Below are 12,967 nucleotides of genomic sequence, written 5' to 3'. Positions count from 1 at the left end.
CAGCGGAGCGAACATGAGGCATTCGGAGGGCTCGGGCACGTGGATTGGTCGGTGGGGAATATTCTGGCGACCGCCTCGGCGAGAGTGGAAACGAAACGACGCGGATGCCGGCACTCCCACGTTTGGGGGAGTACCGGCACCCGCGTCGTCTCCTGCGGGGGCTTAGCCCGCGTCAGGGCAGGAACCTGATCAGGACAGGGTCGACACCTTCTCTCCGGGACCGGACTCTCCGCCGTCGGCCGGAGCGCCGTGGGCATCGGGCTGGAGGGAGAGCTCATCGAACGGGCTCTGGCCGTTAAGTGCGGCACGTGCCTGGTCGAGGTCGATCTCGTTCGTCCACTTGCCGATGAGCAGGGTGGCCACGGCGTTGCCGGTGAAGTTCGTCAGGGCACGGCACTCGGACATGAACTTGTCGATGCCGACGATGACGCCCATGCCGTCGAGGAGTTCGGGGCGGTGGGACTGCAGTCCGGCGGCCAGGGTTGCCAGACCCGCACCGGTGACACCGGCGGCACCCTTCGAGGCGATGATCATGAACACGAGCAGGGAGATCTGTTCGCCCAGGCTCATCGGCATCCCCATGGCCGTGGACACGAACAGGGAGGCCATGGTCAAGTAGATCGCGGTGCCGTCGAGGTTGAACGAGTAGCCGGTGGGCACGGTGATGCCGACAACCGGCTTCGAGACTCCCGCATGCTCCATCTTCGCGATCAGACGCGGCAGAGCCGACTCCGAGGACGAGGTGGAGAAGATGAGCAGGAACTCCCGGGCCAGGTACTTCAGCAGCAGGAAGATGTTGAGCCCGGTGACGAGCTTGAGCATGCCGCCGAGGACGATGACGATGAAAAGGGCGCAGGTGAGGTAGAAGGCGCCCATGAGGATCGCCATCGACCCGATCGCGGCCCAGCCGGTCTTGCCGACGACCGCGGCGATCGCACCGAAGGCACCGACGGGAGCGGCCCACATGATCATCATCATGAGCTTGAAGACCACGGCCTGGATGTGCTTGATGCCGGTGAGCACGGGCTCGCCGGCCTTGCCCATCGACTGCAGGGCGAAGCCGACGAGTAGCGCGAGCACGAGGGTCGGCAGAACCGGGATGTCACCGGGGATGAGGCTCATGAGGAACGCGACCATGCCGCCTTCGTCATCCCCGCCGCCGGCAGCCTCATAGGGCTTGAGGTGCAGGCCTTCGCCGGGGTGGATGAAGTTGCCGACGACCAGCCCGATGATCAGGGCGAAGGTTGCCATGATGAGGAAGTAGACCAGCGCGATGCCGCCGACCTTGCCGACGGTCGCGGCCTTCGCCACGGACCCGACGCCGAGGACGATCGTGCAGAAGATCACCGGGGCGATGATCATCTTGATCAGGGCCACGAAGGCCGTGCCCAAGGGTTCGAGGGCGATGCCCGCATTCGGGGCGATGAGTCCGATCGCGGCACCGGCGAACACGGCGACGATGACCATGATGTAGAGCCAGTGGGTGCGATCCTTCTTCTTCGGCTGCTGCTCAGCCGTGTGTGGCGTCGTTGCCATCTCTCCTCCTTGAGTGGTCGTGACTATCTGCCCAGTAATGTTGCCACCAAACGTGACCGGTGTCTCGGTTGCGTTCATAGTGTTCACAGACACAGTTCGCGGCTAGTCTTAAGGTGGACGTCAACCGCATACGAAGAGGTAGGACATGAGTCTCAGCACAGCACTTCTGCGCGCCGTTCCCGGTGCCTTCATCCTCAACTCCGGAATCGGCAAGCTCGGCATGGACGCCGACACCGCCAAAGGCCTGCAGGAGATGGCCGCCAACGGAGTTCCGATCGTAGAGAACATGACGCCCGAGCAGTTCGGGAAGTTCCTCTCCTACGGCGAGATCGCCGTCGGCACCGCGCTGCTCCTGCCCTTCGTGCCCACCCGCGTCGCCGGAGCGGCACTGGCCACCTTCGCCTCGGGGCTGGTGGCCAACTACTTTTCGATCGATTCGATGACCGAGGACGACGGCATCCGCCCCTCCCAGGACGGCACCGCCGTGGCCAAGGACACCTGGCTGCTCGCCATCGGCGCGGCCCTCGTGCTCGGCGGGTCGAAGAAGTGACCCGTCCGGGTGGTCCGGCACAGCATTCAGGAGGGTAGGGGCCTGTCAGGCCGGGTCAGACACCGGCGCCGAGGCGGCCCCTTGGCCACGCAGCTGTTCCTGTTCCAGCTCGTGCTCATCGTCATCGTCTGCCTCGCCCTGTCGATCATGAGCTACGTGCGCACCTTCGACCAGGAGCGCACTGCGACGGCCGATCGGGTGCTCTCCATCGCCGAGACCCTCGCCCACGACCCCTTCGTGGTCTCCTCGGTCGACGAGTCGGACGCCTCAGCGCAGCTTCAGCCCTATGCGCTCACCGTCATCGCGACCGCCGATGTCGACTTCGTGACGATCATGGACCGCGACCGCACCCGCTACACCCACCCGGACCCCTCCCAGCTCGGCCAGCCCTACATCGGCAGCATCGGCGCCGCCCTGAACGGGCACAGCCACGTCGAGGAATACGAAGGCACGCTCGGGCCCTCGGTGCGCGCGATCGTGCCCGTCTTCGACGAGACCGGCGAGGTCACCGCGATGGTCGCCGTCGGGGTCACCCTCGAATCGCTGTCCGTTGCCCAGGCGGCCTCCCTGCCGCAGATCATCATCGTCGGCCTCGCCGCCATCGCCCTCGGCGGGCTGGGGGCCTGGATCCTCAGCCGGTATCTGCGACGGGTGACTTTGGGGTACGGTCCCGAACAGCTCAAGAGCCTCTTCGCCTTCTACGACTCCGCCCTGCATTCGGTGCGCGAAGGCCTCATCCTCGTCGACGAGGACCGGCGGCTCGTCCTCTACAACGACGAGGCCGCGTCCCTGCTGGGTCTGCCCGATCCCGGAGATCATGACCCCGTTCCCCTCGCCGAGGTGGCCCTCCCGGAATCCGTGCGTGACCTCCTCGACTCGGGCCGGGTGGCCGTCGATGAGATCCACCTGACCCGGGAGCGGGTGCTCGTGGTCAGTCAGAAGCAGGCGAGCCAACCCGAGGGCGGGGACCGCGGACCCGGCGGCGGTCGCCGTCCGCGCGACGATGGCGGACAGGGCACCGTCGTGACTCTGCGCGATCGCACCGACATCCAGGAGCTCACCGGGGAGCTCGCCACGATGACCACCCTGTCCGAGGCGCTGCGGGCTCAAACCCACGAACATGCCAACCGACTCCACACCGTGTCCACGCTCATCGAGCTCGGACGCAGCCAGGAGGCCCTCGACTTCGCGGTCCGCGACCGGCAGGAATCGCAGCGACTGACGGACTCCTTCGTCGATTCACTGGACGAACCCTTCATCACGGCGCTGATGATCGGCAAGGCCGCCCAGGCCAACGAACGCGGCATCGAACTCACCGTCACCGCCAACGGTGAACTGCCCCCGGGCAGCCTCGACGCCAGAGATCTCGTCACCGTGGCCGGGAACCTCCTCGACAATGCCTTCGACGCCGCCGCCGACTCGGACGAACGGCACGTGTGGGCGGACTTCCTCGCCGTCGATGGCGAACTCATCATCACCATCGCCGATTCCGGACCGGGAGTCGGGGAGGCCGACATCGACGCGATCTTCCACCTCGGCGCCTCTGCGAAGACGGCAGACGACGGGCTCGCCGGCCGCGGATTCGGCCTCGTCCTCGTCCGGCAGGCGGTGACGCGCCTCAGGGGCCATCTCGGGGTCGAATCTGATGGGGGCGCGATCTTCACGGTGACACTGCCGTTGAGGGCGGAGCGCTTCTGCGGCGAGGATGGCGATGTGAACGACGGAGAGGACGGTGACGGCGGTGGCAGATGACCGCGAACTGCGGGTCCTCATCGTCGAGGACGACCCGCTGACGGCCGAGGCGCATGCGGACTTCGTCCGGCGGGTGCCCGGCTTCTCGGTGGCCGCGGTGTGCCTGAGCGGCGGTGAGGCCCTGACCCGCTTCGATGAGCTCGCCGCGGCCGGGACGCCGGTCGACATCGTGCTGCTGGATATGAATCTCACCGATTCCCACGGCCTCGAAGTGGCGAAGAAGCTGGGCGCCCGCAATCACGATGCCGACATCATCGCGATCACCGCGGTGCGGCACCTGCAGGTGATCAGGTCCGCGATCTCCACAGGCATCACCCAGTACCTCATCAAACCCTTCGCCTTCGCCGCGTTCCGGGAGAAGCTGGAGAACCAGCGGGAGTTCCGGCAGGGCCTGACCGGTGGGGGAGCGCTGGCGACGCAGGCCTCGGTCGACAATGCGCTCAGCGCCCTGCGCTCGGTCTCGGCGACCCCGCTGCCCAAGGGCCTGATCGCTGAGACCCTTGAGACGGTCTCGGCGGTGGTGCGCGACTCGGAGACGCCGGTCTCGGCCACAGAGGTCGGGACGCGTCTGGAGCTTTCACGGGTGACCGTGCGCCGTTACCTCGAGCACCTGGTGGCGACGAAGCAGGCGGCCAAGCAGCCGCGGCACGGCACCCCGGGACGCCCGGAGTACGAATACCGTTGGGTGTGAGCGGCACTCAGTCCGCGGGGTCGGTGTTGGAAGGCTCTGTGCCGGCAGCGTTGGTGTCGGTTGCGTCGGATGCGGCGATCTCCGTACCGGCGGTGTGGGTGTGCATGCGCACCCCGTCGTTGTTGAAGATGCTCAGCACCTGAGCCGAGCGTTTGCCCGCCGCGCAGATGCTGTGGGGGACGCGGGTGTCGAACTCGGCGGCTTCGCCGCGTGAGAGCACGAGGTCCTGATCGCCGAGGATCAGTCGCACCTTCCCCGTGAGCACATAGAGCCATTCATAACCGTCGTGGATCTTCGGCTCCGGGAGCGTGTCCACTGGCGGGTAGGTGATCTTATACGTCGCGATGGGGGCGCCCTCCGGGGCCAGCGGCGCGATGACCATCCCGTTCCTGTGGACGGGACTGCGGCGAACCCTCGGATCGCGTGCGGTCGGCGTGATGAGACTGTCGAGGCTGATGCCCAGCTGTCGGGTGAGCGGGACGAGGAGTTCGAGGCTGGCCTGCCGCTTCCCCGACTCCAGGCGGGAGAGCGTGCTCGTCGACATCTGCGCCCGAGCGGCCAGATCCTCGAGTGTCCACCCGCGACTGTTGCGCAGCGCCCGCAGTCGCGTGCCGATGTGCTTGAGTTCCTCGACCATCGGAGTCCTCCCACTTGTCTCTTGTGTGCCGGTGTTTTGCCGATTCTGCAAGAATGTTTGCGCATGCGCAAGTCGAGTGGGGATGATGGAGTCATGAGCGAACAGCAATCAGCACACGAGGAATCCCCACAGCAGTACTGGGAGGACCAGTACTCCGACAGCCACCGACGATGGTCCGGCCGGGTCAACCCCACCATGGCCGAGGTGGTCACCGAGCTGCCCGTGCGCCCAGGCAGGGCCCTCGAACTCGGCTGCGGCGAGGGCGGGGACGCGGTCTGGCTGGCACAGCAGGGGTGGCAGGTCACTGCCGTCGACATCTCCGCTACGGCCACCGCACGCGGCGCCGAGGGCGCCCGGGCCGCCGGAGTCGGCGACGCGATCACCTGGATCAGCCACGACCTCGGCGAGTGGACGACGGAGGAGACGTTCGACCTCGTCACCGCCTCGTTCTTCCATTCGACCGTTGAACTCCCGCGCACCGAGATCCTCCGCCGCGTGGCGGGTCGCATCCGTCCGGGCGGGCATCTCCTCCTCGTCACCCATGTCTTCGACGATCCCGCCGACATCCCGCCTTGGGCGCCGCGCCATCACGGGATCGACGACCCGCGCGACTTCGACCTCGGCGAGCATCACAGCGATCTCCTCTCACCGACCGCCGAGGTCGTCGAGCTCGACCTCGACGACTCCGAGTGGGAGCTCATGACCGCGGAATCCCGTCCTCGCGAGGCCACTGGACCCGACGGCATCGAGACGGCCACGGTCAAGGACGGAGTGGTGCTGCTCAGACGCCGGTGAGCTCTCTGGGGCGAGTCTTGGAACGCTGCCAAGATTCCTGTGCTATACCTGACTCCCAGAACTGCACATACCCCTCATTTCGGCAGCCACCCACTGCCACGGCTTCGGCCGTCATCACAGAGAAGACGCCCTTTTGCTCTCCAGCGACCCTGAAACGACCGTCGACATCGTCGACACGGCTCCCGACAGCGACACCGCCTTCGAGGCGGAGTTCGGACCACGAGCCAGGACCCTCGACCAATTCGCCGAGGTGATCGACCCCGGCCGTGCCCTGACCGAGACCGAACGGGAGAACCTCTTCTCCTGCAGTGCCGGGCGGGTGAAGATCGCCCGGGCGCTGCTCGGCGCGGCCGAACGCGCAGGGATCAGGCTCTCCGACATCGATGCGCCGCGCGTCGATGCGCTGCTGCCACCCGAGCTCACCCCTCATCGCAGCGGCGATGCCGAGCTGCCTGCAGACATCTACCTGCTCCTGCTGTTCTCCTGGCCGCGCAGGATCACCTCGACGCTGGTGGACCTCATCCACTCCGCTCTCACCCTCGCCGAGGCGGACGCCGCCGGTGAGACGCCGACCCGGGAGCTCATCTCGCGCCTGGTCGCGGCGGGTCTGCTGCGCATCGAGCACGGAGACGAGGAGGTCTTCTCCGTTCCGCCGCTGATCCGAGCCCTGATGCGCCGGGTCGTGATTCCTTCCGAGCATCCGCGGTGGCGTTCGCCCCGCCAGGCCTTCGCTCTGTCCCTGGAGAATCTGCATGGTCGGCTCAGGGCCGAAGGGGGACCCGGCCTCGACGAGGCGCTCGCCCTCATCGTCGACATCGAGAACTGGGATCTGCTCGAGCAGCTGTGGACCCGCCGTTCACTCAACATCTTCGGTGAGGTGGACACGGCCGTCGACGCGTATCTTGCGGTCCCCGAGGAGGTCATCTCCCGTCGCCCGATCCTTGCGCTTGCCAGGAGTGCGGCCCGCCTCGTCGACTCGACGCGTCGCCGTCTCGGCACGGACGAGGGTGTACGAGTGCTCCCGCGTACCGACTTCGATCGCTTGGTGCTCCCCGGCATCCGTGCCTCGATCACCGGCCGTGATGCCGCGGATCTCACCGCCGACGAGGTGGCCGTTCTGACCACGCTCGAGGCCAGGGAGCTGCGCGTCGGCGGTGACGTCGAGGCCGCGCTGACTGTCATCGGCACCGGGCGGGAACACCTGCGCGAGCGCGCCGGGCAGGCACCCGGCATTTCGCAGATGATCCAGGCCGAGCTCAACCTCGAACACGGACACAACCTCGTGACCGCCGGACGGTTCCCCGAGGCGCTGCAGATCCTGCAGCGAGTGGTCCAGTACTCGGAGACCTATACGCCGAACTCCTGGCATCCGATGCTCGAGGCCCAGCTGGAGACCGCTCTGGCCGGTGTCGGCCACGGTCGCGGCGCCGAGGTCGATCGGTCCTTTGCGCTCGCGCGGGAGCAGGCGGACTCGTTCGGAATGGACGTGCTGCCCGATGAGCCCAAGGCACAGGTCATCGCGGCGCTGCGCAGCCTCGATCGTCTTGATCTGGCGGCTGCCGAACGGGCACTGGGGAAGCTGCGGAGTCTCGGACCGGTGCCCCACCTCGGCGCGCTTCCGGCCTTGGCCGAAAGCCTCTGCAACGTCTACGTCGGGCGGTCCTCGATCGCGGCCAAGGAGCTCACAGAGAACGCCATCCAGCTGATGGTTCCGGTGACCAATCCTTCGACCACCCCGTTCTCGGGAATCGTCAACCTCGTCGGTTTCGTCTTCCTCGCGGCCGGGGAGGCGAAGCTGCTGCAGGAACTGGTGGCGAGCATGAACCCCTCGAGTCCCGGATACGCTCTGACGAGTGCGCGCCAAGGCCTGATGTTCGGACGCCGGGCGCAGCTGTGGAATCACACCGGTCCGGTGCTCTCCGGTGGTGAGGGGCCGAGGCTCAAGGCTTCGGCCGCGGCCCTGCGCACCACCGTCCTCCATCAGGAGGGGCGCGGCGCCGAGGCGGTCGAGCTCTTCGGCCATGTCCTCGACTACTGCACGATCGCCTCGACGGTGACACCGCTGACTCAACTGTCCAGGCAGGCGCGGATCGACCTGATCGCTCAGACCGCGGACGCCGTCGCCTGGACCGCCCTGGCCGCGACCTTCAGCCATCCGGAGATCAGCGCCGCGGAATTGCAGCAGCGACTGCTCGACCTCCCCGAGACCCTGCCGGTGACGACGGCGGCCGTGCCGGAGCTGAGCTCCGCGGAGCTGTCTCTGCTCGTCGCCATCGACTCGGATAAGTCGATCCCGCGGATCGCCAGCGACTACGCGATCGTGACCGGGTCGCTGAAGAACCGACTCTCCGCCCTGTACAAGAAGCTCGGCGTCCGCAGCCGGGACGAGGCCGTCGCCTACGGTCACCGCAACGGGTACCTCTGAGTCTCAGGCCGCGAAGACTCCGGGGGGTCGTGCCCAGGGTCCGGCGGAAATGCCGGGTGAGATGGGACTGGTCATGGAAGCCTGACTCGGCGGGGAAACTGTCCGTTGAATCTAGAACCTGCAGGTTCTATGATTGAACCGTGTGGGGCTTAGACGTCGAGCTGATCGCGGAATGGCTGGTCACTATTGATGACGATTCGCGTGATCAGGTAGTTGCCGAGTTGGAGTTGTTGCGGGACAACGGTCCCCATCTTGGGCGGCCGTTGGTAGACACAATTGTCGCTTCTCGGCATAAGAATATGAAGGAGTTGCGGCCTGGTTCATCAGGACAGACTGAACTGAGAGTTTTGTTCGCTTTCGATCCTGCACGAAAGGCAATCTTGCTGGTAGCGGGGGACAAATCTGGAAATTGGAAACGCTGGTATCGCCAGAACATTCCAATCGCAGACGATCTGTTTGATGACCATCTGCTGAGGCTGAGAGAGGAGTAGACGGCATGGCTATGGATTTGGACGAGTTCCTCGCGGATCATCCGGTGAACCGCGAGAAAGTCGCGGCGCATAAAGAGCGCATGCTCGCTGAAGTACGGGCTTATCGCCTTCGGGAGCTGCGTGAGAATGCGGGGCTGACTCAGCAGGAGCTTGCAGAGCGAATCGGTGTATCGCAACGTCAGATCTCTAAGATCGAGCACGGAGATCTCGACAACTCGAAAGTCGGAACGATTCGCGGATATCTGGAAGCCGTCGGCGGAGGACTCGCGCTTGAGTACGTGACAGCCGATGCGCGAGTTCAGGTGGCCTAACGGACCTCTGCTCCGGCATTCGCTTCAGGCCGCGAAGACTCCGGGGGTCGTGCCCAGGGTCCGGCGGAAATGCCGGGTGAGATGGGCCTGATCGTGGAAGCCTGACCGGGCGGCCGCCTCGGCGGGGGAGTGGCTCGACAGGAGCAGGCGCCGGGCACGGTCGACCCGGCGGCCGATGACGTACTGATGTGGCGCGATCCCGTAGGTCTGGGTGAAGACCCGGACCAGGTGGCTGCAGTGGGCACCCAACTCTGCGGCGGCCTCGGCGATGGTGACGGTTTCGTCCAGACGATCATCGAGCAGCTGTCGGAGGCAGCGGGCGAGCGGCCTGTCGGTCGCGGTTTCGACGGGTGACTTCAGATGCGGCTGCACGAGATCGCGCAGAGCCAGGACGCCGCATTCGGCGGCGAGGACGTCGGCCGGGTCATTGAGTGCAGCGTGGATCCGGTCGACGGCCGTGGTGACTCCGGGGTCAAAGAGCGTGGGAGACTCCGCGGCGGCATCGACAGCGGTGTCGGGCAGCCACTCGGGCTCGAGGTAGAGCACGCGTTTGCGAAACGGCACATCCGGAGTCGCCGAGCGGCCGTCATGGGGCACCTGCGGCGGCAGCAGCGTCACCGCCGAATTCGAAGTCTGATGCTCATGCCGGTCCAGATCGTAGGTCACCGTGCCCTGATCGACGAGCAGGACCGTCCACGAATCATGCGTATGAGACGGGTAGGCATGATGCTCGAACCGAGCGTGGAGGACCTCCTGGATCAGTGGCACCTCCGGGTGCCATGCGTGGATCACATCAGCCATGTCACAAACGTACAAGACTCTTACTCGCTCGGGAAGCAAAGTGGAGGCATGCACGAGAACACATCTGAATCACCGTCCCCAACCGAGCCTGCGGCTCCGGTCCGCTTCGATACGAAGGTCGTCGTCGTCCTCCGCGAGGACCTCAAGCCCTGGCAGGAGCTCAACGTCACCGCCTTCCTCATGTCTGGTATCGCCACCAGCGAGGCGGGCCTGGTGGGGGAGGACTACCGCGACGCCGACGGGCAGAACTACCTGCCGATGCTGCGTCAGCCGGTGCTCGTCATGACCGGCGGCGCCGAGGTGCTCGCGAAGGCCCGTGAGAAGGCGCTGGGGCGGGGAATGTCCGTGGCGATCTACACGGAGGAGCTGTTCTCCACGGGGCACGATGCGGCCAACCGTGCCGCGGTGGCAGCCGTGCCCGCGGACGAACTCAACCTTGTGGGGATTGCCCTGAGAGGACCGAAGAACGCCGTCGACCGGGTGGTCAAGGGAGCGCGGATGCACGAGTGAGTGGCTGCGCGGAGCGGTGTCGGCAGTGGAGGGGTTCCGGCAGTGGGGCGGTTCCGGCCGCCGGGCTATTCCGGGCTGTGGCGGACGATCAATCCGTTGCGAGGCCGAATCGGACGTCGGTGAGTCGTTCGGAGATCTCCCACAGTCGGCGTGCCGCAGCCGGGTCGCTGGCCTTCGCCGACCGTCCCACCAGGGTGGGGGAGCCGCGCAGCTCGCCGCGACCGTCCGGGCCGACGTAGCTCGCCCCGGGCAGGTCGTGGGTCGCCGCGAACAGTGACGGCAGTGCTCCGTGCTCGCTGCTTTGGGCGAACAGCCTGCCGGCGAAATTCGCTGCGGCGACAAGGGCCTTGGGCTGGCCTCGGGTGCCGAGGTTCGTCGCCGAATAGCCCGGATGTGCGGCCAGAGAGAGAATGCGGGAGTCGGCCTGCCGCAGACGGCGGTCGAGTTCGAGGGTGAACAGCAGGTTCGCCAGCTTGGACTGGCCGTAGGATTCCGCGAAACCGTATTTGCGTCCGCGCAGGTGGAGATCCTCGAAATGGATCTCACCCGCCTTGTGCGCACCCGAGGCCACGGTCACCACCCGGTCGGTGATGTGCGGCAGGAGAAGGTTGGTCAGGGCGAAGTGGCCGAGGTGGTTCGTGCCGAACTGCAGGTCGAAGCCATCCGCGGTCTGAGCACCTCGGTGTCCGGCGACTCCCGCATTGTTGACGAGGATGTCGAGGGGTCCGCTCCACGAATCGGCGAAAGCCCGGACCGAGGACAGGTCGGCGAGGTCGAGTTCTCGAACCTCTGTGCTCCCACCCATGGAGCGGGCGGCGTCCTGTCCGCGCTGTACGTCGCGGACGGCCATGACGACGTGGGCTCCGGCCCGCGAGAAGGCCGTCGCGGTGGCGGCTCCGACCCCGCTGCTGGCCCCGGTGACGACCACCGTGCGGCCGTCCATCGCAAGCATGTCAGCCGCTGTCCATCGATACTTCACCATGGCCTGAGGTTACGCAGTGCAGTCCGATCGAGCAAGGCCGGGTCCGGCGTGATGACACAGAGCTTCGGCAGGCCGGTGCGGCGGTGTGGCCGCTGCACCGGCTAATCGCCGGGGTCTGCGTCACCTGTACGTGATCGCGGAGGGCGGCAGGTGGCCGTGCTCGTTGAAGGAGACGAGGCTGATCCCGTTGCGACCGGTGATGATGCGTGTGATCCCGGTGTTGACGGTGACTCGGTTGAACGCCATCCATTGGTCGAAGCCGCCGCCGAGCAGTCTGGCCGCAGTCCAGGCGATGGCTCCGGCGCTGGAGACGACGATCGTCGACTCGCCTGAGCTCATCGCCGCACACGCCTCATCGAGGGCCCGGTCGACGCGAGAGGTGAACTCTGCGAACGTCTCCGAGTAGTCGCTGTCATGATCCCCGCTGGCCCAACGGGCGGCCCCGCGTTCGAGCTCGGCCTGGAAGACCTTCGAATCATGTTGTGCACGTGGATCGGGGTCAGTGAGCGCGCCGGTGAGCTCCCAGGCCTGGTACTCATTCCAGCCGGTGCCGATCTGCGGCGTGAGTTCGGTTCCGAGTCCAGTTTGGATCCCTTCGGCGGTCTGACGCTGGCGGAGCATCTCACCGTGAATGATGTGCGTCGGCGTGACTTCCTGCGCGACGAGGTGGCCGCCCGTGATGCAGCTCTGCTCCCTGCCGAGCTCGGACAGGTGGTCGTAGTCATCGGTGCCGAACGACGCCTGACCGTGTCGAACCAGATAGATGATGCTCATGAGTCTCTTTCGTCTCTTCGCGCCTCCGGTCGTCTCACCTCGACGGTGAGTTCGGGGAGGCTGGTGGGTCGTTCGCCTGCGGGGAACGCGGCGGCGACCTGGTGGAGCAGCGGCTGCAGGACCAGCCTGCCGAGCTGACGGACCATCACCGTGAGCACCTGCTCGACACGATCGCGATCGGTCGAAGCGTGACCGGCGGCTCGCATCGCGTCGACGCTCTCGACGGTCAGTGCCGAGAGGCGAGTGATGAGTCCGCCGTCCTCGGGCTGTTCGAGGACTTCGCGACGCAGATAGTCGATGACGAGCGGATTGTCCCCAAGCATCCGTGCCACCGCCGCATCTCGGGCACCGGCATCGGCGACCGATTCCTCGGATTCTCGATCGGCCAGGCCGAGGGCCGCTGCGAAGAGCCCGACGATCCACTGCTCGACCGCGTCCCGAGCCCCCTCCTTCGAGCCGAAGTGATGCGAGATGAGGCCGATGGCCACTCCCGCCTCGGCGGTGATGGCCCGCAGAGGCGTGCCCGCGAATCCACGAGTGGCGAACTGGTGGAGGGCGGCGTTGCGGATCCGCGCACGACTCGTGAGGTCCGCGGTCTCACCGGCCGCCTCGAGATCCTCGGCGCTGCTGCTCTCGGTCATCGCCCCCACTCCATCCAACTGTGCCATGACAGATTCTTCCATGACCACCATTGAACAATCTTTCAATATCT

General features: G+C 66.3%; 14 protein-coding genes. 8 read left to right on the top strand and 6 right to left on the bottom strand.

The window, feature by feature from the left end; genetic code table 11:
• Positions 1–189: 189 nt before the first annotated feature.
• On the bottom strand, positions 190–1,536 hold the full coding sequence (locus tag ACH82I_RS08155) for a cation:dicarboxylate symporter family transporter (RefSeq protein ID WP_413336582.1): 1,347 nt from the start codon (positions 1,534–1,536) through the stop codon (positions 190–192).
• A gap of 145 nt (positions 1,537–1,681) precedes the next feature.
• Between ACH82I_RS08155 and ACH82I_RS08150 the strand changes: the two genes are divergently transcribed.
• The 3 genes from ACH82I_RS08150 (at position 1,682) to ACH82I_RS08140 (ending at position 4,529) form a co-directional block, all read left to right on the top strand.
• Complete coding sequence (locus ACH82I_RS08150) at positions 1,682–2,086, top strand: DoxX family membrane protein (RefSeq protein WP_230748217.1); 405 nt, start codon at positions 1,682–1,684, stop codon at positions 2,084–2,086.
• 81 nt (positions 2,087–2,167) lie between these two features.
• Positions 2,168–3,838, top strand: coding sequence for an ATP-binding protein (locus tag ACH82I_RS08145; RefSeq protein ID WP_413336581.1), 1,671 nt, complete (start codon positions 2,168–2,170; stop codon positions 3,836–3,838).
• Positions 3,828–4,529, top strand: a complete 702-nt coding sequence (locus ACH82I_RS08140; RefSeq protein WP_413336580.1) for a response regulator — start codon at positions 3,828–3,830, stop codon at positions 4,527–4,529. Before ACH82I_RS08145 ends, ACH82I_RS08140 begins: the two co-directional genes overlap by 11 nt.
• A gap of 7 nt (positions 4,530–4,536) precedes the next feature.
• Here ACH82I_RS08140 and ACH82I_RS08135 read toward each other — a convergent pair whose 3' ends face one another.
• Positions 4,537–5,166, bottom strand: a complete 630-nt coding sequence (locus ACH82I_RS08135) for a helix-turn-helix domain-containing protein (RefSeq protein ID WP_230748210.1) — start codon at positions 5,164–5,166, stop codon at positions 4,537–4,539.
• A 93-nt stretch (positions 5,167–5,259) separates the two neighbouring features.
• On the opposite strand from ACH82I_RS08135, the gene ACH82I_RS08130 reads away from it, so the two are divergent.
• From ACH82I_RS08130 to ACH82I_RS08115, 4 genes are all read left to right on the top strand, one after another.
• The gene (locus tag ACH82I_RS08130) at positions 5,260–5,961 is read left to right on the top strand and encodes a class I SAM-dependent methyltransferase (protein ID WP_413336579.1); all 702 of its coding nucleotides are present in this window, start codon (positions 5,260–5,262) and stop codon (positions 5,959–5,961) included.
• A 133-nt stretch (positions 5,962–6,094) separates the two neighbouring features.
• Entirely contained in the window at positions 6,095–8,386 is a 2,292-nt protein-coding gene (locus tag ACH82I_RS08125) for a hypothetical protein (RefSeq protein ID WP_413336578.1), read from the top strand.
• Between the two features lie 140 nt (positions 8,387–8,526).
• Positions 8,527–8,877, top strand: a complete 351-nt coding sequence (locus ACH82I_RS08120; RefSeq protein WP_413336577.1) for a type II toxin-antitoxin system RelE/ParE family toxin — start codon at positions 8,527–8,529, stop codon at positions 8,875–8,877.
• Between the two features lie 5 nt (positions 8,878–8,882).
• A complete protein-coding gene (locus ACH82I_RS08115) occupies positions 8,883–9,188 on the top strand; it encodes a helix-turn-helix domain-containing protein (RefSeq protein WP_413336576.1) in 306 nt (101 codons plus the stop codon).
• Between the two features lie 24 nt (positions 9,189–9,212).
• On the opposite strand, the gene ACH82I_RS08110 is transcribed toward ACH82I_RS08115, so the two are convergent.
• The gene (locus ACH82I_RS08110) at positions 9,213–9,989 is read right to left on the bottom strand and encodes an AraC family transcriptional regulator (RefSeq protein WP_413336575.1); all 777 of its coding nucleotides are present in this window, start codon (positions 9,987–9,989) and stop codon (positions 9,213–9,215) included.
• A gap of 48 nt (positions 9,990–10,037) precedes the next feature.
• On the opposite strand from ACH82I_RS08110, the gene ACH82I_RS08105 reads away from it, so the two are divergent.
• Positions 10,038–10,499 (top strand): DUF2000 domain-containing protein, encoded by a 462-nt coding sequence (locus ACH82I_RS08105; RefSeq protein WP_230748200.1) that lies wholly within the window; start codon positions 10,038–10,040, stop codon positions 10,497–10,499.
• An 88-nt stretch (positions 10,500–10,587) separates the two neighbouring features.
• Here ACH82I_RS08105 and ACH82I_RS08100 read toward each other — a convergent pair whose 3' ends face one another.
• From ACH82I_RS08100 to ACH82I_RS08090, 3 genes are all read right to left on the bottom strand, one after another.
• A complete protein-coding gene (locus ACH82I_RS08100; RefSeq protein ID WP_230748197.1) occupies positions 10,588–11,481 on the bottom strand; it encodes an oxidoreductase in 894 nt (297 codons plus the stop codon).
• 120 nt (positions 11,482–11,601) lie between these two features.
• Positions 11,602–12,255, bottom strand: coding sequence for a histidine phosphatase family protein (locus ACH82I_RS08095; protein WP_230748195.1), 654 nt, complete (start codon positions 12,253–12,255; stop codon positions 11,602–11,604).
• Positions 12,252–12,896 (bottom strand): TetR/AcrR family transcriptional regulator, encoded by a 645-nt coding sequence (locus ACH82I_RS08090; RefSeq protein WP_230748193.1) that lies wholly within the window; start codon positions 12,894–12,896, stop codon positions 12,252–12,254. The genes ACH82I_RS08095 and ACH82I_RS08090 overlap by 4 nt, the downstream gene beginning before the upstream one ends.
• Positions 12,897–12,967 lie beyond the last annotated feature (71 nt).

This window comes from Brevibacterium sp. GP-SGM9 (genome assembly GCF_047300845.1).
In the GTDB taxonomy this organism is placed as follows: Bacteria; Actinomycetota; Actinomycetes; order Actinomycetales; family Brevibacteriaceae; genus Brevibacterium.
The sequence above is the reverse complement of the archived record's forward strand: the minus strand, read 5'-3'. Positions and strand labels throughout refer to the sequence as shown.

Coding starts and splice junctions, on each gene's coding strand:
- ACH82I_RS08110 (WP_413336575.1), bottom strand. CDS start 9,989: ATGGCTGATGTGATCCACGCATGGCACCCGGAGGTGCCACTGATCCAG.
- ACH82I_RS08100 (WP_230748197.1), bottom strand. CDS start 11,481: ATGGTGAAGTATCGATGGACAGCGGCTGACATGCTTGCGATGGACGGC.
- ACH82I_RS08090 (WP_230748193.1), bottom strand. CDS start 12,896: ATGACCGAGAGCAGCAGCGCCGAGGATCTCGAGGCGGCCGGTGAGACC.
- ACH82I_RS08115 (WP_413336576.1), top strand. CDS start 8,883: ATGGCTATGGATTTGGACGAGTTCCTCGCGGATCATCCGGTGAACCGC.
- ACH82I_RS08130 (WP_413336579.1), top strand. CDS start 5,260: ATGAGCGAACAGCAATCAGCACACGAGGAATCCCCACAGCAGTACTGG.
- ACH82I_RS08150 (WP_230748217.1), top strand. CDS start 1,682: ATGAGTCTCAGCACAGCACTTCTGCGCGCCGTTCCCGGTGCCTTCATC.
- ACH82I_RS08105 (WP_230748200.1), top strand. CDS start 10,038: ATGCACGAGAACACATCTGAATCACCGTCCCCAACCGAGCCTGCGGCT.
- ACH82I_RS08095 (WP_230748195.1), bottom strand. CDS start 12,255: ATGAGCATCATCTATCTGGTTCGACACGGTCAGGCGTCGTTCGGCACC.
- ACH82I_RS08155 (WP_413336582.1), bottom strand. CDS start 1,536: ATGGCAACGACGCCACACACGGCTGAGCAGCAGCCGAAGAAGAAGGAT.
- ACH82I_RS08135 (WP_230748210.1), bottom strand. CDS start 5,166: ATGGTCGAGGAACTCAAGCACATCGGCACGCGACTGCGGGCGCTGCGC.